This is a genomic window from Roseateles sp. P1_C6, from assembly GCF_056406315.1.
Window position 1 is genome coordinate 58,539 of the sequence record NZ_JBFUAK010000014.1, and the last position, 22,391, is coordinate 80,929.

The following is a 22,391-nucleotide window of genomic DNA, read 5'->3' on the forward strand; positions in this document are numbered from 1 at the left end:
ATGGTGTCCTGAGCGGTCGACGTGACCGTCATCGCCGACACGTTGCCGCTGATCTGCGCGCCGTCGGCCAGCGTCGCGTCGAGGTTGCGGTCGACGATGTTGACGGCGACGGACGCACCGACGCCCACGTCGCTGCCGCCGGCCGTTGCGCCCTCGTTCTCGGGGATGGCCTTGGCCGTGTCGCTGGCGGTGGACTGGGTGATGGCCTGCAGTGACCCGCCGGAATCGGCGCCGGCCAGCGTCGCGCTGCCGCCGAACTGGGCCTTGGTGTCTTCGTTGACGACGTTGATCGCCACCGAGCCGGCCACGCCGATGTCGCCGCCGCCCGCGCCGCTCTTGGCGCTGGCCAGCGTCGTGTGCGTGGTGTCGCCGCCGACGTTGGTCATCGTCGCGCCGAGCTGCAGGCCGTCGGCGGTGATGACCACGCCGGTGTCGACCAGCGCTTCGTTGGTGGTCGCGGCGTAGTTCACCGCGACGGCGGCGCCGACGCCGGTGCCGCCGTCGTTGGTCGTCGCGCTGCCGTCAGCTATCGCCTGCGCGTCGGTGTTGGCGCTGGACTGGACGGAGACGTTCTTGGTCGGCGTCGTGATGGTGCCGGCGCTGATGCGGCCGCGGCTGGTCACGTCGGTGATGTTGACGCCCACGGCGGCGGCGACGCTGACGGTCTCGCTGCTGCCGCTGTCGCCGCTGGTGGAGTCGGTGCTGGCGACGCCGGCCGACGGCGTGGCGGCGCTGCTGCTGGAATTGCGTGCGCCGGCCGAGTTGGCGGCGGAGTTGCCCAGCCCGCGGCCGGCCGCGGTCTTCTGGTTGACGCCGTCGTTGTCGGCATTGCTGCCGCTGTCGTCCTGCTCACCGCCCACCGAGCTGGCCTCGGCCTTGCCGGTCGTGCTGACCTGGCTGGTGCCGGCGACGCTGACGGCGCCGCTGCTGCTCACCGAGCGGGCCAGCTCGGCGGTCGAGTGGTCCAGCTCGACATTGACCGCGACGGCAGCACCGACGGCTGCGTCCTTGCTGCCCTCGGCCTTGCCCTTGGCCGTGGTGTTGTTGGTGGAGCGCAGGTCGGCGGTGACCGCGAGGTCGCCGGTCGATGTCAGCGTGGCGCCCTGCCCGAAGCGCGCCTTGGCGTCCTGGTTGGCAACGGTGACGGCCACGACCGGCGCAACGGCCGTGCCGCCCTTGGCACCACCTTCGGCCGTCGTGGTGATGGCCGAGTCGGTCTTGGCATTCAGCGTCACGGCGCCTGCCGGCGTCAGCTTCGCGCCGTCCTCGATCTCGGTGCGGCTCAGGTGGTCCGCCACGTTGATGGCGACGGACGCACCCACGCCGGTGTTCTCGGCCGCCACGCCACCGCCGTCGGGCAGCGCCTTGACGGTGTCGCCGGTGGTGGAGCCGGCATCCAGCGCCACGGCGCCGCTGTGGGCGTTGACGTTGGCGGTGGGGCTGAGCGACGCCTCGAACTTGCTGACGCCCACGCCGATGGCCAGCGACCCGGCCACGCCGGTGTTGCCGGTCGCCGCGCCCGAGGTCGCGGTGGTGGTGGCGTCGTTGCGCTGGCCGGCGACCGTCGTCGCGCCCAGGGCCAGGCCCTGGCTGCTGACGCTGCCGGTGGCGCTGCCGCCCACGCGGGCGCTGCTGCCGACCTCGGCCACGTTGATGGCTACGGCCGCGCCAACATTGGTGCTGCCCTTGCTGGCCACGCCGCTGGCATCGGCCTGCGCGTCGAGGTCGCTTTCATTCTTCAGCGACAGCAGGCCGCTGGTGGTGATCTGGGCGTTGTCGCCGACGCGGGCGGTGCTCTGCGCGCCCAGGTGGTGGATGGCGATGGCCGCGGCCACGGTGACCGGGCCGTCGCTGGTGCTGGCGGACGGCGTGCTGCCGGTGGCGCCGCGCGCACCGTTGTTGCTGGCGGCCGTGTTGCCGGCGCCTTTCGCGCTGGCACCCTGCTGGTTGGCGTTGCTGCCGTTGTTGGCGGCGCCACGCGCGGCGGCCTTGGCCTCGCTGCGTGTCAGGCCGGTGTTCTTGCTGGACAGCAGCACGGCCGCGCCGGCCTGCAGCTTGCCGTCCAGCACGGCCTCGACGATGGGTGCCACGTGCGTGACGACGACCGACGCACCGACAGCCGCGCTGCTGCTGCCCTCGGCGTCGCCATGGCCCTTGGCCAGCACGTTGAGCGCGCTCTGCGCACTGCTGGTCAGGCCGTTGATCAGCGTGACGTCGCTCCCGGCCAGCGCGCCAACCTTGGCGCCGGTGTTGACGACGGTGATGGCGACGACCGGCGACACCGCCGTGCCGCCCGTGGCGCCGCCCTGGGCCTCGGTGTCGACATCGCCGGTGGCATTGGCGTTCTGCGTCAGCGTGCTGCCGGTGAACTTGGCGTTGGCATCCGCCTGAGCGCGGGTCGTCTCGTCGACGACGTTGATCGCCACGGACGCACCAACGCCGACGCTCTCGCCGGTCGCCCCATTGGTCTTGGGCAGCGCCTTGGCCTGGTGGTGGGTGTTGCTGGTGGCGTTGAAGGTGACGGCGCCGGTCGCCGAGGCGGTGCTGCCGGCCTCCTGGATGGCCTCGGTCTTCAGCACGCCCACGTGCAGGGCCAGCGAGCCGGCCACGCCGACGCCACTGGTGCTGCCCGCGCCGGATGTGGCGATGGCGCCGAAGTTGGCGTCGGTCGTCGTGCTGGCCGTGAAGCTGGCGCTGGGCGCCGTGATGGCGACGCCGTCGCCAAGTGAGGCACGCGTTGTGCCGTCGACGAAACTCAATGCGGCGGCCACACCCACGCCGGGGCTGCCGGTCGCGGCGCTGCCATCGGCCTCGGTGGTCGCGGCGGCACCGGCGGTCGTTGCCGTGGACGACGTGGCCGACACGGACAGCGCTGCGGCGCTCGTCACGTTGCCGCCCGCCAGGCGGGCCGTCGTGTCGCCGCCCACATGGGTCACGGCCACGGCGGCGCCGAAGTTCAGCGCGCCGTCGCCGGTCTGCGCGTTGTTGCTGGACAGCTGTTGCTGGCCCTGGGTCGGCGTGCCGCCGCTGGGCTGGGTGGCGCCGCCAGCCGTGGACTTGGCCGAGGTGTGCACCGTGCGCGCCGTCGTCGCCGTGGCGCTGACGCTGCTGCCGCTCAGGACGGCGCTGCCGGTCACGTCGACGGTGGTGTCACCGCCCAGCTGCGTGACGGCCACCGTGCCGCCCTTGGCGCCGTTGGCATTCGCGCCGGCCGTGCCATCGGCGATGGTGTCGACGCTGACCGTGTTGGTCGACTTCAGGATGACCGCGCCAGTGGCAGTCAGAGAAGCGCTGCCGCCGACGGTCACGCCGGCCGCGCTGCTGACGATGGCCGATGCGACGGACGCATCCTTGTCGGCCGCCGTGCTGTTCGCGTCGGGTTGCGTCGTCGCCTTGGCGGTGACGGTGGAGTTGGACGCCAGCGTGATCTTGCCGGCCGTCGCGTTCAGGTTGGTGGCGCCGGACAGCGTGATCTGCGCGTCGGACGTCGTCTGCACGAAGGCGACCTTGATCAGGTTGCTGGCGTAGCTGGAGTCCGTCGTGTTGACGTTGACACTGGTGGTGACGATGAGGCCGATATCGCCGGCCGTCAGGCTGGCGCCGGTCAGATTGATGGCGCCGCTGGCGTTGCCCAGCAGGTTGAAACCGTCCAGCAGCGTCACGCCGTCGGTGACGGCCTTGGTGACGCCCAGGAACATGTCGCTGGCTTGCAGCGTGACGCCGCCGGCGGAGATGGCTTCCTGCGAGTCGACGTTCAGCGTGCCGGTGGTCGTGAAGCCGCTGGCGAAGACGATGTCGTCGCTGCTCTTCAGGAACAGCGCGGTCGGGTTGTAGAAGTCGGGGCCGCTGCTCTGGAAGGTCAGCGTGTCATCGGTGACGAGCGGGATGTCGGTGCCGCCGTCCAGCTCCACCATGACGGCGAAGGGGCTGGTCGCATTGGTGCCCGCGGCGCCGTCGTCATAGCCCAGGTCGACCTGGATCTTGTCGCTGATGCCCGGCAGCCCGTTGATGCTGACCTTGACGTTTTGCGTCAGCGCCACCTGGCCCAGAGACGTGCCCAGCGTGTTGTCCCAGACGCGGATCTGCGGCGTGCCGCCGCTGTAGACGGTCTCGACCTTGAGGTCGCCGGAGTGCACGTTGATGGTCAGCGTGCCGGCCGGTGCGAACGTGGCCAGCGGGATGGGCGTGTCGGACAGCAGCAGGCGCGGTTCGAGGTGCTCGAAGACGAGCTTCTCGCGCGGCTCGACGGCCTTCTCGGTCGGTGGCGCTGACGCCGCGGCTTTGTCGTCTGTGCTGTGACGCAGACCGTGCTGAAGCTTCTGCCACCAATTCTTGCGCTTGGCCATATGCCGTCTCCACTGCCCTGTAGACATCCGCTGGGGCCTGGGCCTCGCATGCGCGCGCCCACGCCGCGCCCCTACGGACGCCGAAAATCAGATCTTGCGCCTGACGTGAGAAATGCACGAATGGGGTCGTCACCGTAAGGGGCGACAGCCGGCCCCCTCAGCTGAGGGGCAAGCGAATGTCCGGCTCATGGAAATCCCGAGGGTCAAGGGCAAACCCTAGGCACAAGCCGCAAAGAGCGATGCCCTAACCTCCACGCATGGAGCAGATTGAAGTCGCCGTCATCGGTGCCGGCGTCGTGGGCCTCGCGATGGCGCGCGAGCTGAGCCGGCGCGGACGCGAGGTCGTCGTCATCGAAGCTGCCGGCGCGTTTGGCACCGGCATCTCCTCGCGCAACAGCGAGGTCATCCATGCCGGCCTTTACTACCCCGCTGGCAGCCTGAAGGCGCGGCTGTGCGTACGCGGCAAGGCCTTGCTCTACGACTACTGCGCGGCGCGTGGCATCGCGCACCGTCGCTGCGGCAAGCTGGTGGTCGCGACGCGGGCGCAAGACCTGCCGCGGCTGCAGCAGCTCGCCGTGAGCGGCGCGGCCAACGGCGTCGACGACTTGCGGCTGTTGAGCGCAGCCGAGGTGCATGCGCTGGAGCCGGCGCTGCAGGCCGCCGGCGCGCTGCTGTCGCCGTCGAGCGGCATCGTCGACAGCCATGGCCTGATGACGGCGCTGCTGGCCGACGCCGAGAACGCCGGCGCGACGCTGGCGTTGGCCAGCCCCGTGACGGGTGGCGCACGCGATGGCGATGGCTGGCGGCTGCGCGTCGGTGACGGCTTCGAGCTGGGTGCACGCTGCGTCGTCAATGCGGCTGGCTTGTTCGCCGCGCAGGTGGCCATGTCGCTGGGCACGACGGCGCCCCGGTTGCGCTTTGCGCGCGGCCACTACTTCTCGCTGGCCGGCCGCACGCCATTCACGCGGCTGATTTATCCCTTGCCGGTGGATGGCGGGCTGGGCGTGCACCTGACGTTGGACCTGGGCGGCCAGGCGCGCTTCGGGCCGGATGTGCAATGGCTGCAGGACACGGAACCGACCGCGCTCGACTACGCAGTCGACCCCGCGCTGGCGCCTGCCTTCGAAGCCGAGGTGCGCGGCTACTGGCCAGGGCTACAGCCGGGCGCGCTGCAGCCGGCGTACAGCGGCATCCGGCCCAAGCTCAGCGGCCCGGGTGAGCCGGCGGCGGACTTCCGCATCGACGCCACGCCCGGCCTCGTCAACCTGTTCGGCATCGAATCCCCCGGGCTGACGGCCTCACTCGCGCTGGCCGAGCACGTCGCCAGCCTGCTCTGAGCAGGCTCAGGCCGTCGTGCTGACCAGGCTGGTAGCCTCGGGCTGCAGCCAGTTCCTGCTGATCTGGTCGTAGAGCTTCTGCGCCAGCGCGGCGATGTCGGCGTTCAGTCCTTGCGCGCCGTCCTCCGAACCCGCTTTCGCCAGCTCCTTCAACTCGCCCGCCAGCTTTTCGAGCTGGGAGACCGTGCCGTCCTGGTTCACATCCAGCGGGTCGTAGTCCGTGGACGTCGCACCCGTCTCGGTGCTGGACGCGGCGGCCGGTGGCATGCCTCCAGGCGGCGGCCCCGAGGGCCTGCCTGCCTTGAACTCGGCGCGCGACAACTGCCCGTCGCCGTCGGCATCGAGCTGCTCGAAGGCCGCGTCATCGTTCGCTGCGCCGCGCGACTGTGCAAAGTCCAGCGTCGAGGCCGGCGGCGGCATCAGGTCGTGCACGCCGTGGCTCAACTCGTCGCTGGACAGGCTGCCGTCACCGTTGCCGTCCATCTGCTTGAACAGCTCGGCGCTGTCGGCGGACTGGCCGGTGTGCTCCAGCATCGCGGCGAGTTCCGCCGCGTCCACGCCGCCGCTGCCGTCGCTGTCCACCTTGGCGAACATGCGGGCTTCATGCTCGGCCTTGCGGCTCTGGCCGTTCTGCGCGCTTGTGGTGCTTTGGGCGTTTTGCCAGGACCGGTTGCCACCGCCCAGGCCGCTGATCGTGCTCATGGCTACTCCTTCAGAAGACGTTGAGTGCCCCGCGAACCGGCTGGTTGCGGGGTGAATTCATTCTTCCGAGGGCGAGTAAGCCGTCCGTATGCGCTGTGTATCGAAGTGGACACAAAGCGGGTTTCGATGCCGCGAACTGGCAGGGGATCGCGGCCTGTCTGCGGCGATCTAGATGGCCAACGCGGCGTCGGCGGCCATGGACCGAGGCCACAGTGCCAGCCCGCCGCTCAGGCTCCAGGCCTGTTCATGGCCCAGGCGACGCAGCGCCTGCGCGGCCTGCGCGCTGCGGTTGCCGCTACGGCAGAAGAAGACGACGGGCGTCTCTGCCGGCAACGCCAGCCAACGGGTCAGCGCGTTGGGCAGCCCGGACAGCGGCACGGCCTCGCGGCGCACGGCGGCACCCAGCTCCGGGGCCTGGCCGAGGCGTTGCTCGTAGGGCTCGCGCACGTCGACGAGCAGCACGCCCGAGTGACCGGCCACCAAGCCGTTCAGCGCAGCGAGGCTCAGTTCGCTGGACACCAGTGCGCAGCCGCTGTCGACACGCGCACCGCAGGCAACGGTCTGGTACTCGGTCAACGCCAGGCCCTGCTCCAGCTGGGCCTTGGCGGTTGCGAAACCGGTCGCGTCGACGCGACCGGTGAGCACGTCGGCCAACAGCGGCTGGGCCGCGCATTCGACGGCCAGCGTGCTGGCGAAGCGGTCGTCGTAGTCATGCCCCGGCAGCAGCAGCGTGTGCGGGCCGACGGCCTGCTCCAGGCGGGCCAGCGAGCTGCCGTAGTCCAGCGGCGCGCTCTGCTCGAAGTCGCTGCGGCCCAAAGCGCCAGGCATCACCGTGTCGCCGACAAAGGCCAGCCGCAGTCCTTGTGCATCGTGCAGCAGATAGGCCGTCGAGTCCTGCGTGTGGCCGGGGATGGCGAGGCGGGTCAGCCGAAGAGCCCCCAGCTCGACAGCCTCGGTGTCGCGTGGCCAGCCGAGCGCATCCACATCACCTCGCGGCTGCTGGACGGCGGCCAGCAGCTCGGGTGCCGACGAGGCATGGTCGCCATGGCTGTGCGTGTCCAGAACGGCCGCGAGCCGATAGCCCTGACAGCCCAGCCACTGGGCGAGCCGTTCGGTCAGCTCGGGCAGCGGGTCCACCACGACGGCGCGGCGGCTGGCAGCGTCGGCCAGCAGGTAGCAGCAGGCACCATCGACGATGAAGCGCGTCAGCCCGTCGGCCGGCAAGGCCTGACCCGGAGCACTCGGGTCCAGGCAGCTTTCACGCAGCGACTCGCCGCAGATGCGGATGCGCGCACAGGCCTCGTCGATGAATGCACGGTCGGCCACCGGGCCGAAGGACAGCCGCACCGCCGAGGCTGTCTGCCAGGCCGGCAGACCCATGGCTTCGAGCACATAACTGGGCGCCGCCTTGGCCGCACTGCAGGCCGAGCCGCCGCTGACGCGCAGCTCGGCGGCGTCGAACAAGTCCAGCAGCAGCTTGGAGCTGATGCCCGGCACGGCGAAGTTCAGCGTCGTCGGCAGGCAGACGTCCAGCGGCGCGTTGAAGACCAGGCCGGGGAAGGCCTGCCGCAGCGCGTCGGCAAGACGGTCGCGGTAGTCGACCAGCGTCGCGGCGTCGCGGAAGACGCGGCCCTCCTCCAGCGCAGCCAGCACGGCGCCCAGCGCGGCGATGCCCGACATGTTCTCGGTGCCCGAACGCAGCGCGCCCTCCTGGCCGCCGCCGGCCAGCAGCGGCGTGAACGGCGCACCTTCGCGCACGTAGAGAAGGCCGATGCCCTTGGGCGCGTAGAGCTTGTGGCCGGAGAACGGCGCGTAGTCGACGCGACGCTCGGCCAGACGCAGCGGCAGCTTGCCGAGGGCCTGTACGCCGTCCACCATCCACAGCGCGGCGCTGCCGGTCAACGCGGCTGCAATGCCGTCCAGGTCGCTGATGACGCCGGTTTCGTTGTTCGCCGCCATCGTGCAGACGAGGCCGGCGCGTGGCGCATGCTCACGCAGCCAGGCCAGGTCATGGCGGCCGTCACGGCCGACGGGAATGGCCAGCAGCTGCAGGTTCAGGCCGAGCAGCGCATTCCAGTGCTTCAGCGCTTCCGGCACGGCCTTGTGCTCGGTCGCGCCGTAGAGCAGCAGCTCTGGCTTGACCGTCGCATGGCGCAGCGCGCTCAACGCCGACAGCACGGCCGTCTGTATGCCTTCGGTCGCGCCACTCAGGAAAAGCAGCTTGCCCGTGCCCGCACCCAGCACGCGCCGCGCGCGGGCCCTGACACCGTCCATCAGCGCCCGGGCCTTCAGCCCGGTGCTGTGGATGCTGCTGGGGTTGCCGAAGTCCTCCGCCATCGCGGCCATCGCGGCCTCGCGGGCCTGCGGCAGCACCGGCGTCGTGGCATTCGCGTCGAGATAGATTTCCATGGGCGCCAATGTTAGAGCGGCCGACCTGGCCAAACGGGCACGACGACGCTGCGAAGCCCGCCACAAGCAGCTGAGGGCGTTCGCATCGCCAACAAATGAAGAAAGGCCCGCAGGCTTTCGCCTGCGGGCCCTGGACTGGCCGAATCACCGCGAAGGCGATCCGGAATCAGCCGTGATTCAAATGTCGCGACGACGGCGCGCGGCGATGAAACCGATCATGCCCAGGCCCGCGGCCAGCATGGCGTAGGTTTCGGGTTCAGGAACCGGCACGGCCGTGGCAGAGGCCGAGATTGAGTAACCAGCCGGGCCTGCAGCCAGAGCAAAGACCTTGAAGTAGTAGTTGCCTGCTGCCAGGGTGTCGAGATGCGTCACCGACGTACCGGAGAAGTTGTACGACGTCGGGAAGACGGCGACGTCGTCGGCATCGCCAACGATGTTGTTGAGGCCGGCCGTGTAGATACCGTAGGTCGCGGGATTGATCGCCGCGCTGCCCAGGCTCGTGGTCACGTTGCTCTGCAGCCAGGAATTACTGCTCAGCGTGAACGTGTAGTTGTCATTGATCAAACCGCCGAACGAGATCGCACCGCTGCTCGTGATGAGCGGGGTCAACGTACCCAGAGACGCCGTAAGGGCGTTTGCAGCAAAGCTGCCCAGCGCGAGTGCCGATGCCAAAACGACTGCCTTCATCTTCATACCTCTCTCCTTGGTGAAAGCAAGCCTCCTGCAAATCTCATACCGTGCTCGAAAACCCTTGCAAATCAGCCACTTATCGGCGCGACCCACCCGGTAGCTTCCGTGTATGTAAAGAGTTTCGACACCAAGGACATGAGCTTTCGCGTCGTGAATGACGTCTAAGCGCAGCCAAAAGCAAAAAGGACCTAGAGGCTTTCGCTTCTAAGTCCTTCATTTACTTGGGGTGGCTGACGGGACTCGAACCCGCGACAACAGGAATCACAATCCTGGACTCTACCAACTGAGCTACAGCCACCGCAGAGCCAAAAAGTATAACCGAAAATCAGGGCGCGCTGGCAGCCGACGCCGGGGCGGCGACCTTGATGACGGCCTTGTACTGGGATTTCAGCGCGGCCAGATAGGCCTGGCCCTCGGCGCGGGCCCAGGCGCTGGCGTATTGCTGGGCGGCACGCTTGTCGTCGATGACGGCGGCGTCGCGCGGCTGCAGCTGGTTGATGCGCACGACGACGTAACCGCCGTCTTCCGCGGCAATGCCCACGGCGGCCGGCAGTTTGGCGGCATCGGCGCCCAACACGGCTTCGAGCTGCGCGCGCGACAGGCCTTGCGGTTTGGCGCGCGACACGCTGACGGCAGCGTCCAGGCCGGCGGTGTCGGCGGCATTGGCCTTCAACGCGGCGAGGCGGGCCTCGCCGGCCTTCTTGGCTTCGGCCGTGGCAAGCTTGTGGATCAATTGCTCGCGCACCTTGTCCTTCACGTCGGCCAGCGGCGGCACACGCGCCGGGTTGTGTTGCACGACCCGGGCCGACACCAGCTGGCTCGGGCCGGTCTCGACGGCTTCGGTGTTGCGCTTGTTGCGCAGCGCATCGGCGCCGAAGACGGCGTCCAGCAGCTTCGGTGCAGCCAGCGGGCCAAGGGCACCCGCCTGGGGCTGGCGCTGCACCGTGGCGGTTTGGATCTGCAGCTTGAGCTTGTCGGCCACCGGCTGCAGGCTGTCGGACTGCTCGTAGACCAGGTTGCCGAACTGCTCGGCGGCCTCGGCGTAACGACGCTGCGCGAGCTGCTTGCGCACTTCGGCCTCGACCTCGGCACGCACGGCCTCGAAGGGCTTCTTCTCGCCGCCGCGGGTGCCGGTCAGCTGAATGATGTGATAGCCGAACTCGGTCTCGACCAGATTGCTGATCTCGCCGGACTTCATCGCGTACGCCGCTGCGTCGAACTCCTTGACCATCGCGCCGCGCGCGAAGAAGTCGAGGTCGCCGCCGTTCGCAGCCGAGCCCTCGTCCTGCGAGTTCTTCTTGGCCAGTTCGGCGAAGGAGGCTGGGTTCTTGCGAACCTGGGCCAGGATTTCTTCGGCCTTGGCCTTGGCTTTGGCACGTTCCTCGGCCGGTGCGCTGCGCTCCGCCTTGATCAGGATGTGGCTGGCGCGGCGCTCTTCCGGCACGCCGTAGCGCGACGCGTTTTCCTTGTAGTAGTTCTGCAGGTCCTCGTCGCTGAACTTGACGTCCTTCTTCAACGCCTCGAGGTCGAGCACCACGTACTGGATCTGCGCGGACTCGGACAGCTGGAACTTGGCGGCGTTGGCCGGTTCCTTGTAGAAGGCGTCGATGTCGGCGTCGCTGGCACTGACCTTGGCGGCGAATTCCTTGATGTCGAAGCGCTGCAATTGCACCTCGCGTTGCTGCAGCAACGCGTCGAAGGCCAGCTTGGGCGCACTGGCACCAACCGTGACCGAGCTTTCAACCGGGTTGGTGACCTGGCGGATGGCGTAGTCCTGGCGCAGCCGCTCCAGGAAGCTCGACGGCGTCATGCCCTGAGCCGCCAGCAAGGCCTTGTTGACCGTGCCGTCGGGGTTGCGTAGGAAGGCGAACTGCGGGTCGGCCCAGAAACGGGCCGCGACGGCCTCGGCGCTGGGCGTGAAGTGCTGGTGCGTGGCCGCGGACTGCAGCGTGCGCTCGGTGACCAGGCCTTCGAGGGCCTGGCGCTTGACTTCCGGCGTGTCCAGCAGCTTGGCGTCGACGCCGGGGCTCTGACGGCGGATGCGTTCGGCCTGCTCGCGCTGGGCAAAGTCCCATTCGGCCTGGGTGATCTTGCGGCCATCGACGGTGGCGACACCGGCATTGGCGCCACCCATCATGCTGGTGTAGCCCTGCATGCCGACGAAGGCGAAGGACGGCAGGATCAGCAACAACAGGATGAACTGGAACAGGCGCGTGTGGGCGCGGACAAATTCAAACATCTCGGAAAGCCTTGAGGGTCGGACGCGACGAGTCAAACGCAAATCAAATGCGACGAAGGCGAACCGAGGTTCGCCTTCGAGGGGAGCCGCATTCTAAGTGCGGGACGGCGGGTGCCGTCCGAGGGGTCGGGTGGTGGGCGCTGACGGGCTCGAACCGCCGACAATCTCCGTGTAAGGGAGGTGCTCTACCAACTGAGCTAAGCGCCCGGGAAAACCGGGTCCGGCGAGGGTTCAGTTCACGGCGTCTTTGAGCGCCTTGCCGGGTTTGAACTTGGGCACCTTGGCCGACTTGATCTTGATCGTATCGCCGGTGCGCGGGTTGCGCCCGGCGCGCGCGGCGCGCTTGGTGATGCTGAAGGTGCCGAAGCCCACCAGCGACACGGTGCCATTCTTCTTCAGCGTCGTCTTGACGCCGCCAATCACGGCTTCGAGCGCGCGGCCCGCGGCAGCCTTGGAAATGTCGGCCTGCTTGGCGATGTGCTCGATCAATTCTGACTTGTTCACTCGTGCCCCCACATTGGACGATTCAGCGGACTGTTGGGCCCTGCACCCGTGGCCGAGGTGCAGAACTGCGATGCGAATGGCGATCCCGCGTACTGCGTCAGCCCGGATGAGGCCGTGATGTCAACGGCCAGAGCTCGCGCGGGAAGAGGATTCTAGACGCGCGCCTGACGGGATTCGGGGCGGGAAAAGTCCCGATACAACTCCCTGTCCGGTCTTGTCTGCGACGGCGTCTTAGCGCGCCTTGGCGCGAATCTCGGGCAAGGCCTTCTGCAGGTAATAGACCATCGACCAGATGGTCAGCACGACGGCCGCGTAAATCAGCCAGGTGCCCCAGAGCCGCGTCGGGATGAGGCCGAAGAGCCGGCCATCGAACAGCAGGAAGGGGATGGCCACCATCTGCACGGTGGTCTTCAGCTTGCCCACCATGTGCACGGCGACGCTGCGTGACGCGCCGATCTGGGCCATCCATTCCCGCAGCGCCGAGATGGCGATCTCGCGGCCGACGATGACCAGCGCGACGAAGGCGTTGACGCGGCCCAGCTCCAGCAGGATCAGCAGCGCCGAGCAGACGAGGAACTTGTCGGCCACCGGGTCCAGGAAAGCGCCGAAGGACGAGGTCTGGTTGAGCTTGCGGGCCAGGTAGCCGTCCAGCCAGTCGGTCAGCGCGACGACGATGAAGAGCACCGTCGCGAACAGGTTCTGGTGGACCGGTGCCAGGTCCAGGTAGAACACGCCGACGATCAGCGGGATGGCCACGATGCGGGCCCAGGTCAGCAGAGTCGGCAGCGTCAGGAACATTTCGGTGCCCGCGCGGCCGCCCGGAGGGCACTGACGCCCCCTCGGGGGGCAACGATCAAAGTGAGCGAGGGGGCCAGCATTCCTGCATTGTGCCCAAGCCCAAGGTCCGCCCCGGCGCGGTGCGCCGGCACTGTGGCGGCAAGCCGTCAGTCCAGGCTACGCGGCTTGAAGCGCCGGTCCTCGTCGAAAAGGAAGGTCTCGGTGAACTTCCAGGGCTCGGGCATGCGGCGCACGTCGCCGAAGGGCGCGGCGCGGTGGATGGCGTCTATGGCCATCTGCAGCGTCTCGGGGCCGTACCGGGGCGGGCGGACGATGTTGATCTTGCGCACGCTGCCGTCCGCCTTGACCTCCACGTCCACGACGATGACGGTCAGCAGGTGCGAGGGCGCGGGCGTCATGTAGCTGCGCTCCGGGTTGGCCATGACGAGGCGCTCCGCGGCCTGGCGGCGCAGTTCCTCATGCGTGCGCACCGGCTTGGGCGCCGGCATGCCTGGGGGTTTGGGTAAGGCCACGCCGGGCGGCGGCGCCAGCGTGACGGGCGCTGCGGCAATGACGGGTGCCGGCGTCGGAGCTGGCGTTGGCGCAGGGGAAGGGGCACGAGGTGCCGCGCCGCAGCCCACCAGCAGGGGCGCGATCAGCCACTTCGCGGCACGCATGAAACGGTTGACGATGGCCATGGCCGGTCTCCTCTCTCCTCGATGAGGCATTGTTGTGGGCCCTATCTTGCGTCAGTGCAACGCGCGGTAGATGTCTTCGGCCAGCTCACGCGAGATGCCTTTCACGCTGCACAGCTCATCGACGCTGGCGCCAGCCACGCCGCGCACGCCGCCAAAGCGCTGCAGCAGCTGCGAGCGCTTCTTGGGGCCGACGCCCGGCACGTCCTCCAGCCGTGAGCCGCCGGTGCGCGTGGCCGCGCGCTTGGCGCGCATGCCGGTGATGGCGAAGCGGTGGGCCTCGTCGCGGATCTGCGCGATCAGCATCAGCGCGGCGGAGTCGCGGCCCAGGTAGACCTTCTCGCGGCCGTCGGCAAACACCAGTTCCTCCAGGCCGACCTTGCGCCCCTCGCCTTTCTCGACGCCGGCGATGAGGCTGAGGTCCAGCCCCAGCTCCTCGAAAACCTCGCGCGCCATGCTGACCTGGCCGCGGCCGCCGTCGACCAGCACGAGGTCCGGCAGCCGGCCCGTGCCCAGCTGCGCGGCCTCGGCCATCTTGCTGTAGCGGCGCGTCAACACCTGGCGCATGGCCGCGTAGTCGTCGCCGCCGGTGATGCCCTCGATGGTGTAGCGCCGGTACTGGCTGCTCTGCATCTGGTGGTTCTCGAACACGACGCAGCTGGCCATCGTCGCCTCGCCGGCCGTGTGGCTGATGTCGAAGCACTCGACGCGGAACTTGTCGATCTCGGGCGGCGACAGGTCCAGCGCGTCCACCAGCGCCCGCGTGCGGGCCTGCTGCGAGCCTTCCTCGGCCAGCAGCCGCGCCAGCGCCAGCTCGGCGCCCTTGATGCACATCTCCTGCCAGATGCGCCGCTGGCCGCGCGGCTGGGCCTGCACCGTCACGCGGCTGCCGGCCTGCACGCCCAAGGCCTCGGCAAGGCCGGCGTCCACCGCATCGCTGACGACGATGAGGCCCGGCACCGGCGACGCCAGGTAGTGCTGGGCCATGAAGGCCTCCAGCACCTGCCGCTCAGCCGACAAGGCCTCGTCATCGTCCAAGCGCAGCGAGGTCGCATCGTCGACATGCTTGGGGAAGAAGGCGCGGTCGCCCAGGTGGCGCCCACCGCGCACCATCGCCAGGTTCACGCAGGCGCGCCCACCTTGCACCTTGACGGCCAGGACGTCGACGTCGCGCTCACCGCCGGTGGCGCTGCTTTCCTCGATGACCTGCTGCTGCAACACCTTGGACAGCGCCTGGATCTGGTTGCGCACCTCGGCCGCCAGCTCGTACTCGAAGCGCTCGGCGTAGGCGGCCATCTGCTCCTGCAGCGCGGCCATCACCTCGTCGGTCTCACCGCGCAGGAAGCGCTCGGCACTGCGCACGTCGCGCGCGTATTCCTCGGTCTGCCCGGCCGGCACGCAGGGACCCGAGCAGCGCTTGATCTGGTGCAGCAGGCACGGCCGGCTGCGGTTGTTGAAGACACTGTCCTCGCAGGTGCGAAGCTTGAACACCTTCTGCATCAGCTGGATGGACTCCTTCACCGCCCAGGCGCTCGGGAAGGGGCCGAAGTACTGGTGCCGCTTGTCCACCGCACCGCGGTAATAGGCCATGCGCGGCCAGGCGTGCGCGGTGATCTTCAGGTAGGGGTAGCTCTTGTCGTCGCGGAACAAGATGTTGAAGCGCGGGTTCAACGTCTTGATCAGGTTGTTTTCCAGCAGCAGCGCCTCGGCCTCGGTGCGTACCACCGTGGTCTCCAGCCGCGCGATGCGCCCGACCATCACGCCGATGCGCGTGCCGCCGTGGTTCTTCTGGAAGTAGCTGCTGACGCGGCGCTTCAGGTCCTTGGCCTTGCCGACGTAGAGCACCTCGCCCTTGGCGTCGAAGTAGCGGTAGACGCCCGGCATCGCCGGCAGCGCGTTGACCTCGGTCAGCAGCTTGTCGCGCATCTCGCGCGCGGCGGCCTCCACCTCGGCGGCGCGCTGCTGCTCCGCCGCTTCAATGACGGCGCGCTCGGCGGCCCGTTCGGTTTGCTGCTGTTCACCGAGGTCGGTGTTGGAAGGAGTCGTGCTCGACATGGCGGCGGATTTTGGCCTGGGACAATCAACGCATGCTTTGGGACCTCTTTTGCCGCGTCATCGACAACCATGGCGACCTGGGGGTCTGCTGGCGCCTGGCACGCGATCTGGCCGCGCGCGGCCATGAGGTGCGGCTGTGGATAGACGACGCCTCGGCACTGGCCTGGATGGCGCCGCAACGGCCGGCCGCCATCGCGGTGCGCACCTGGCCCGATGGGGATGTGGACGTGCAGCCGGGCGACGTCGTCATCGAAGCCTTTGGCTGCGAGCTGCCGCCCGGCTTCGTTGCGCGCATGGCCGCCCGGCAGTCTGCGCCGCAGTGGATCAACCTGGAATACCTCAGCGCCGAGGGCTACGTCGAGCGCAGCCACGGCCTGGCGTCGCCGCAGTTCAGCGGCCCCGGCACCGGCCTGACCAAGCGTTTCTTCTACCCCGGCTTCACGCCGCGCACCGGCGGCCTGCTGCGCGAGCCCGGGTTGCTGCAGAGCGCCCTGACCTTTGACGGCCCGGGCTGGCTGGCCCGCCACGGCTGGGCGCCACGGCCCGAGGAGCGTGTCGTCAGCCTGTTTGCCTATGCCAACGCCCGGCTGCCGGCCCTGCTCGACGAGCTGGCGACACAGCCGACGCTGCTGCTCGCCTGCCCGGGGCCGCTGCAGCCGCAGATCGCGGAACGGCCGGGGCTGCGCGTGACCGCCCTGCCCTATCTGCCGCAGGACGACTACGACCGCCTGCTGTGGGCCTGCGACCTGAACTTCGTGCGCGGCGAGGACTCGTTCGTGCGCGCCCAGTGGGCCGCCAAGCCCTTCGTCTGGCAGATTTACCCGCAGGACGATGGCGCCCATGCGGCCAAGCTGGAGGCCTTCATCGTCGCGGCCCGATTGCCCACGCGCTGGGCGGCGTTCTGGCGTGGCTGGAATGGCTTGGCGCCGCTGCCCGCGCTGCTGGTGCCGGACGCCGGCCATGCCCTGGACTGGCGTGCTCATTTGGCGCAACAGCCCGATCTGGTCAGCCAGCTGTTCGGTTTCCTGGGGGTTTCCCGCTAGAATGACGGGCTTTGCCGCGCCACGCCGGGGACATTGTTCTGGGAAGTCTGGTGCGCTTTTGCTGGCTCCCGCCCAGCCCAACACCCCAAGCAACACCCATGAAGATCGCTCAAGAAATTCGCGCCGGCAACGTCATCATGCACGGCAAGGACCCGATGGTCGTGCTGAAGACCGAATACAGCCGCGGTGGCCGCAACGCCGCCACCGTGCGCATGAAGCTCAAGAGCCTGCTGAACAGCTCGGGCACCGAAGTCGTCTTCAAGGCCGACGACAAGATGGACCAGATCATTCTGGACAAGAAAGAGTGCACCTACACCTACTTCGCTGACCCGATGTACGTGTTCATGGACGCCGAGTACAACCAGTTCGAGGTCGAGGCCGAGAACATGGGCGACGCCATCCAGTACCTGGAAGACGCGATGCCCTGCGAAGTGGTGTTCTACGACGGCAAGGCCATCTCGGTCGAACTGCCCACCTCGCTGGTGCGCGAAGTGACCTGGACCGAGCCGGCCGTCAAGGGCGACACGTCGGGCAAGGTGCTCAAGCCTGCCAAGATCTCGACCGGTTTCGAAATCCCCGTGCCCATCTTCGTGGCCCAGGGCGACAAGATCGAAATCGACACCCGCACGCACGAGTACCGCAAGCGCGTCTGAGCGCTCCCGACTCTCGCCAACAAAAAAGCCCGCTACCAGCGGGCTTTTTGCTTATTCGGCGTCGTCGGCCAGATCCGGCACTTCCGGCTCGGCGTCGATCTCGCTGTCGAAATCGGCCGTGGCCTTGACCGGGATCCAGGGGCGGTCCAGCGGGCGGTAGACGCGGCGCTGCAGGCGGCTGAGGCGGTCCGAGCGTTCGATGGCGTTCATCACCTGCTCGGGAGCGATCAGCATCGCGAAGGGGTCAGCCAGATTCGGGGTGGTGGACAGCATGGTGGGCCTCGTGTTGACGATGACTCCACTGTAGGCAGGCGGGCCGAGCCGCAACAGTCGGCTCAGCGCCCTAGGTGCTGTAAGACTTTGCCTTACACGGCCCGCACGAATGAGAACTAGTTGGCAGGGCGGGCTGCGTCCGCCGCGCGCTGGCGTTCCTGGATGATGCGCTTCAACTCCTTGGCCATCACGTCGCGGCCGCCACGGGCCGCGAAGTCGGCGGCCGTCAGCTCCTGCTCGTTGGCAGCGCGCGGCTCGGCGCCGGCCTTGAGCAGCAGCGGCACCAGGTCGCCCGCGCCGTAGCGGGCGGCCATCATCAGCGGCGTCGTGCCGTTCTCGGAGCGCGCGTTCAAGTCGGCGCCTTCGGCGATCAGGAAGGCGGCCACGCCGTTGTCCGGCCCGCTGCAGGCGTAGTGCAGCGGCGTCCAGCCCTTGCGGTTGACGGCGGCGCCGCGCTTGACCAGCGCCTGCGCCGCGGGCAGCAAGCCACGGATGGCCGCCAGCATCAGCGGCGTCTCGCCCTGGGCGTTGACGTTGTCCACCTGCGTCTGCGGAGAGGACAGCAGGCTCTCCAACGCACGCTGCGAACCCTCGCGCACGGCCGTGAAGATGGCCGTGCGGCCGCGCGCATCGACCTGGTTGGGGTCCACGCCCTTGAGCAGCAGGCTCAGCACGGCGCGTGGGTCGTTCAGCTCGGCCGCCATGACGAGGTCGTCGATGGGCGCGGCCTGGGCCGACAACACCGTGGACAGCGCCAAGGCGCCGAGCAAGTTCTTCATGCTGCCTCCGGCAGGCGGAACAGCCGCCGCGTGTTCGCCGTCGTGATGGCGGCCAGCTCAGGCACAGCCAGGCCGACGGCGTCCGCCACGGCCTTGGCCACGTGCGGCACGTAGGCGGGCGAATTGGTCTTGCCACGGAAGGGCACGGGCGCCAGGTAGGGGCTGTCGGTCTCGATCAGCACGCGCTCCAGCGGCAGCAGCTTCAGCAGATCGCGCAGGTCTTGCGCGTTCTTGAAGCTGACGATGCCGGAAAACGAGATGTAGTAGCCGCGCTCGACGGCGGCCAGCGCCACCTCGGCTGTCTCGGTGAAACAGTGGAAGACGCCGCCCGCCGCCTCGCCCCCCTCCTCGTCCAGCACGCGAAGCGTGTCGGCGGCGCTGGAACGGGTGTGGATGACCAGCGGCTTGCCGGCCTGCTTCGCGGCACGGATGTGCGTGCGAAAGCGCTCGCGCTGCCATTCCATGTCGGCGATGCTGCGGCCGTTCAGGCGGTAGTAGTCCAGCCCGGTCTCGCCGATGGCCAACACCTTGGGCAGGGCCGCCAGCCGCACCAGCTCGGCCACATCGGGCTCGCGCATGTCTTCGGTGTCCGGGTGCACGCCGACCGTCGCCCACAGTTGGGCGTTCTGCAGCGCCAGTGCGTGCACGGTCTCGAACTCCTCCATCTGCGTGCAGATGCAGATGGCCTGTTCGACCTGGGCAGCGCGCATGTCGGACAGGATGTCGGGGAGCCTCCCCTTCAGCTCAGGGAAGCTGAGGTGGCAGTGCGAATCGACAAACATCAGAGCGTCTGGGTCGGCTTGCTCGACGAGATGGCGGTACCGAGGATTTCCTCGATGCGCACGCGGATCAGCCGCGTCTTCTCATCGCCGGGGAAACGCACGCCCACACCCTGCGTTCGGCCACCGGACGCATTGGCCGGCGTCAGCCAGGCGACCTTGCCGGCTACCGGGTAGCGCTGGTTATCCTCGGGCAAGGCCAGCAGCAGGTAGACGTCCTCGCCGAGCCGGTAGTCGCGGTTGGTCGGCACGAACAGGCCGCCGTCGGTGAAGGCCGGGATGTACGCCGCGTACAGGGCCGACTTCTCGCGGAAGACGAGTTGGATGACGCTGGGCCGCGCGCCCGAGCCAGCCGCGCCACCCACGGTCGCCACCGGCAGCGAGCCGCCCAGCTGGCTGGGCTGGAATTGCGTGTTCGGTCCGGACTTGGAGTTGGCGTCGCTCATGCCTTGAGTGTATTCATCGTGCAGCCGCCGCCATCGCGGCACGGGCTTGCGCCACCAGCGCCTCTATCCACAGCCCGGCATTCAGTGGATGGTCGGCATGACGGGCGGCGCGACGCAGCTCGGCATCCCAGGCCAGCAGCGGCGCGGCGCGCTTCGGGGCAGGCAGCGCCGACGGTGCAAAGAACTGCCCCGGCTGGCCATGGCTGCGGCGCAGCAGATCGTGGCACAGGCGTTGCAGTGCATCGATGGCGCGCGGCGGGCCCCAATCGGACAGGGCGGCCACCTCGCCTCGGGCCACGCGTTTGGGGATGGCCTGCCAGACCGCGTCCGTCACGCCGGCCTCGAACCAGGCCAGCGCCTGCTGCGGCCGGCCGCCAGTCGCGTCGAGCAGCCCCTCGGCCGCGTCGACGCCCTTGGACCCCAGCCAGGCCAGCGCCGCGTCGCGCGGCGGCAGCGGCAGCGGCACCGGCTGGCAGCGGCTGCGGATGGTGGGCAGCAGCGCGGCGCTGTCGTGGCTGGCCAGCGCAAAGCGCAGCACGCCGGACGGCTCCTCCAGCGTCTTCAGCAACGCGTTCGCCGCGATGCCGTTCAGCGCCTCGGCCGGGAAGATGACCACCACCTTGGCGCGGCCACGGGCCGACGTGGCCTGGGCGAAGGACAGCAGGTTGCGCACCGCCTCCACCTTGATCTCGCGGCTGGGCTTGGCCTTGCCGGCCTTGGGCGCCTCGGCCTCTTCAAAGGGCAGGCCCAGCGACTCCCGGGCCGAAGCCTCCAGCGCTTCCGGCATCAGCATCTGGAAGTCCGGGTGCGTGCCGCTGGCAAACAGCTTGCAGCTGGCGCAGTGATTGCACGCCGGCTCGCCGGGCTTGGCAGCCTCGCACAGCCAGCTCTGCGCAAGCTTGACGGCGAGTTCCAGCTGGCCGACACCGGCCGGGCCCTGCACCAGCAGCGCGTGTGAGCGGGCTCGCTGCAGCGCGTCGGTCAGCGGCGCCTGCAGCCAGGGGAGATCGGCGTTCAGCATGCGGGGTAGCGCTCCGCCAGCGCGGCCAGCACCTGGGCGCCGACCTGCGCCACCGTGCCGCTGGCATCGACGCGCACCATGCGCTGTGGCGCCTGCGCCGCGCGGGCCGCATAGCCGGCGCGCACGCGCTCGAAGAACGCCAGGTCCTGCTGCTCGATGCGGTCGGCCTCGCGGGCACCGGCGCGGCGCGCGGCCGCCTGCTCAGCCGGCAGGTCGAACCACAGCGTCAGCTCGGGCTCGGTGCCTTCCTGCACCCAGTCGGCCAGCGGGTTCAGCACGCTCAACGGCAGGCCGCGTCCGCCGCCCTGGTAGGCAAAGCTGGCGTCGGTGAAGCGGTCGCACAGCAGCGTCTTGCCGGCGGCCAGCGCGGGCTTGATGACTGTTTCGACATGGTCGCGGCGACCGGCGAACATCAGCAGCAGCTCGGTCAGCGAACCCATGGGTTGGTTCAGCACGATGTCGCGCAGCGTTTCGGCCAGCGGCGTGCCGCCCGGCTCGCGGCTCAGCTGCACATCGGCGCCGCGGGCGCGGAACCAGTCGGCCACGGCCTGGATGTGGGTGGACTTGCCGGCACCGTCGATGCCCTCGAAAGAAATGAACCGACCAGTCACTTGCCGCCGCGTTGGTATTTGTTGACCGCGCGATTGTGCGCGGCGAGGTCGTCGCTGAACTCGCTGCTGCCGTCGCCGCGCGACACGAAGTACAGCGACTTGACCGGCGCCGGATTGAGCGCCGCCTGCAGCGACGCCGCGCCGGGCATGGCGATGGGCGTGGGCGGCAGGCCGCCGCGCGTGTAGGTGTTGTAGGGCGTGTCGGCCAGCAGGTCGCGCTTGCGCAGGTTGCCGTCGAAGGTCTCACCCAGGCCGTAGATGACGGTGGGGTCGGTCTGCAGCGGCATGCCCGTGCGCAGCCGGTTGACGAACACGGCGGCAACGCGGCTGCGGTCGGCCGGCGTGCCGGTTTCCTTCTCGACGATGGAAGCCAGGATCAGCGCCTCCTCCGCCGATTTCAGCGGCAGCTCGGCCGCGCGCTTGCTCCACGCGGCGGCCAGGCGCCCGCGCATCGCCGCATGGGCACGCTTGAGCACCGTCAGGTCGCTGACGCCACGGCTGTAGGCATAGGTGTCGGGAAAGAAACGGCCTTCAGGCGCGACGCCCGGCTCGCCCAGCGCGGCCATGATGTCGGCGTCGCTCATGCCGGCGGTCTTGGCCTTCAGTGACGGCGCAGCGGCCAGCGCCGCCCTCACCTGGCGCCAGTTCCAGCCTTCGATGAGGCGCAGCTGCTCCAGCACCTGGTCGCCGCGCACCATCTTGTCCAGCAGCTCGCGCGGCGTGACGCCGGCATGCACCTCATAGCTGCCGGCGCGGATCTGTTTGGCCTGCCCGGACCAGCGGAACCACTGGTAGAGGACCCGCGCATCGGTCTGCACGCCGGCCGCCACCCAGGCACGCGCGACCTCGACCGGGTTGGTGCCGGGCTCGATGGACAACTCCACCGACGGTGCGGCCAGCGCCAGCGGGCTGCGCAGCCAGTGCCACACGGCACCCGCGGCCAGCACCGCGATCAGGAACAACACGAGCACGGCTCGCAGCAACCAATTCATGCCCTTGCCTGGCGTCCGTCAAAAGGGCGCTGATGATAAT

At 69.0% G+C, this 22,391-nt stretch carries 19 protein-coding genes and 2 tRNA genes (1 of these 21 only partly in view); 3 read left to right on the forward strand and 18 right to left on the reverse strand.

Annotated elements, in window-relative coordinates; translation table 11 throughout:
* On the reverse strand, nt 1-4,346 hold the start of the coding sequence (locus AC1D29_RS26820; protein ID WP_477903308.1) for an Ig-like domain-containing protein. Its footprint begins 38,926 nt before the window's first position; 4,346 of the gene's 43,272 nt are visible here — the first part of the coding sequence; the start codon lies at nt 4,344-4,346; its stop codon lies beyond the left edge, outside the window.
* A gap of 257 nt (nt 4,347-4,603) precedes the next feature.
* Here AC1D29_RS26820 and AC1D29_RS26825 point away from each other — a divergent pair, with 257 nt between their 5' ends.
* A complete protein-coding gene (locus tag AC1D29_RS26825; RefSeq protein ID WP_477903310.1) occupies nt 4,604-5,683 on the forward strand; it encodes an NAD(P)/FAD-dependent oxidoreductase in 1,080 nt (359 codons plus the stop codon).
* A 6-nt stretch (nt 5,684-5,689) separates the two neighbouring features.
* Here the strand turns inward: AC1D29_RS26825 and xopAW are convergent, their stop codons facing one another.
* From xopAW to uvrC, 10 genes are all read right to left on the reverse strand, one after another.
* A complete protein-coding gene (gene xopAW / locus AC1D29_RS26830; protein ID WP_477903312.1) occupies nt 5,690-6,385 on the reverse strand; it encodes a XopAW family type III secretion system calcium-binding effector in 696 nt (231 codons plus the stop codon).
* Nucleotides 6,386-6,553: 168 nt separating this feature from the next.
* Nucleotides 6,554-8,794 (reverse strand): aminotransferase class V-fold PLP-dependent enzyme, encoded by a 2,241-nt coding sequence (locus AC1D29_RS26835; protein ID WP_477903314.1) that lies wholly within the window; start codon nt 8,792-8,794, stop codon nt 6,554-6,556.
* Between the two features lie 177 nt (nt 8,795-8,971).
* A complete protein-coding gene (locus tag AC1D29_RS26840; protein WP_477903316.1) occupies nt 8,972-9,487 on the reverse strand; it encodes an FxDxF family PEP-CTERM protein in 516 nt (171 codons plus the stop codon).
* A gap of 219 nt (nt 9,488-9,706) precedes the next feature.
* Nucleotides 9,707-9,782, reverse strand: a tRNA-His gene (locus tag AC1D29_RS26845).
* A gap of 27 nt (nt 9,783-9,809) precedes the next feature.
* The gene (locus AC1D29_RS26850) at nt 9,810-11,723 is read right to left on the reverse strand and encodes a SurA N-terminal domain-containing protein (protein WP_477903318.1); all 1,914 of its coding nucleotides are present in this window, start codon (nt 11,721-11,723) and stop codon (nt 9,810-9,812) included.
* A 131-nt stretch (nt 11,724-11,854) separates the two neighbouring features.
* A tRNA-Val gene (locus AC1D29_RS26855) sits at nt 11,855-11,930 on the reverse strand.
* Between the two features lie 24 nt (nt 11,931-11,954).
* Nucleotides 11,955-12,227 (reverse strand): HU family DNA-binding protein, encoded by a 273-nt coding sequence (locus AC1D29_RS26860; RefSeq protein WP_056201680.1) that lies wholly within the window; start codon nt 12,225-12,227, stop codon nt 11,955-11,957.
* 231 nt (nt 12,228-12,458) lie between these two features.
* Complete coding sequence (gene pgsA, locus AC1D29_RS26865; RefSeq protein WP_477903321.1) at nt 12,459-13,025, reverse strand: CDP-diacylglycerol--glycerol-3-phosphate 3-phosphatidyltransferase; 567 nt, start codon at nt 13,023-13,025, stop codon at nt 12,459-12,461.
* A gap of 146 nt (nt 13,026-13,171) precedes the next feature.
* Entirely contained in the window at nt 13,172-13,702 is a 531-nt protein-coding gene (locus AC1D29_RS26870) for a hypothetical protein (RefSeq protein WP_477903323.1), read from the reverse strand.
* 51 nt (nt 13,703-13,753) lie between these two features.
* Nucleotides 13,754-15,625: an excinuclease ABC subunit UvrC gene (gene uvrC / locus AC1D29_RS26875; protein ID WP_477903544.1), complete on the reverse strand. Its 1,872-nt coding sequence runs from the start codon at nt 15,623-15,625 to the stop codon at nt 13,754-13,756.
* A 161-nt stretch (nt 15,626-15,786) separates the two neighbouring features.
* On the opposite strand from uvrC, the gene earP reads away from it, so the two are divergent.
* Together earP and efp are read left to right on the forward strand one after the other, a co-directional pair.
* Entirely contained in the window at nt 15,787-16,797 is a 1,011-nt protein-coding gene (gene earP, locus AC1D29_RS26880) for an elongation factor P maturation arginine rhamnosyltransferase EarP (protein ID WP_477903325.1), read from the forward strand.
* A 98-nt stretch (nt 16,798-16,895) separates the two neighbouring features.
* Complete coding sequence (gene efp / locus AC1D29_RS26885) at nt 16,896-17,450, forward strand: elongation factor P (protein ID WP_477903327.1); 555 nt, start codon at nt 16,896-16,898, stop codon at nt 17,448-17,450.
* Between the two features lie 51 nt (nt 17,451-17,501).
* Here the strand turns inward: efp and AC1D29_RS26890 are convergent, their stop codons facing one another.
* The 7 genes from AC1D29_RS26890 to mltG form a co-directional block, all read right to left on the reverse strand.
* The gene (locus AC1D29_RS26890) at nt 17,502-17,723 is read right to left on the reverse strand and encodes a hypothetical protein (protein WP_477903329.1); all 222 of its coding nucleotides are present in this window, start codon (nt 17,721-17,723) and stop codon (nt 17,502-17,504) included.
* Nucleotides 17,724-17,839: 116 nt separating this feature from the next.
* Nucleotides 17,840-18,502 (reverse strand): ankyrin repeat domain-containing protein, encoded by a 663-nt coding sequence (locus tag AC1D29_RS26895; RefSeq protein ID WP_477903331.1) that lies wholly within the window; start codon nt 18,500-18,502, stop codon nt 17,840-17,842.
* The gene (locus tag AC1D29_RS26900) at nt 18,499-19,284 is read right to left on the reverse strand and encodes a TatD family hydrolase (protein WP_477903333.1); all 786 of its coding nucleotides are present in this window, start codon (nt 19,282-19,284) and stop codon (nt 18,499-18,501) included. The genes AC1D29_RS26895 and AC1D29_RS26900 overlap by 4 nt, the downstream gene beginning before the upstream one ends.
* Nucleotides 19,284-19,727: a PilZ domain-containing protein gene (locus tag AC1D29_RS26905; protein ID WP_477903335.1), complete on the reverse strand. Its 444-nt coding sequence runs from the start codon at nt 19,725-19,727 to the stop codon at nt 19,284-19,286. Before AC1D29_RS26905 ends, AC1D29_RS26900 begins: the two co-directional genes overlap by 1 nt.
* Nucleotides 19,728-19,740: 13 nt before the next feature.
* Nucleotides 19,741-20,748, reverse strand: coding sequence for a DNA polymerase III subunit delta' (locus AC1D29_RS26910; RefSeq protein ID WP_477903337.1), 1,008 nt, complete (start codon nt 20,746-20,748; stop codon nt 19,741-19,743).
* Nucleotides 20,742-21,359 carry a dTMP kinase gene (gene tmk, locus AC1D29_RS26915; protein WP_477903339.1) on the reverse strand — a complete coding sequence of 206 codons (618 nt, stop codon included), beginning with the start codon at nt 21,357-21,359 and terminating at the stop codon, nt 20,742-20,744. The genes AC1D29_RS26910 and tmk overlap by 7 nt, the downstream gene beginning before the upstream one ends.
* Nucleotides 21,356-22,351 (reverse strand): endolytic transglycosylase MltG, encoded by a 996-nt coding sequence (mltG, locus tag AC1D29_RS26920; protein WP_477903341.1) that lies wholly within the window; start codon nt 22,349-22,351, stop codon nt 21,356-21,358. The genes tmk and mltG overlap by 4 nt, the downstream gene beginning before the upstream one ends.
* Between the last annotated feature and the right edge of the window lie 40 nt (nt 22,352-22,391).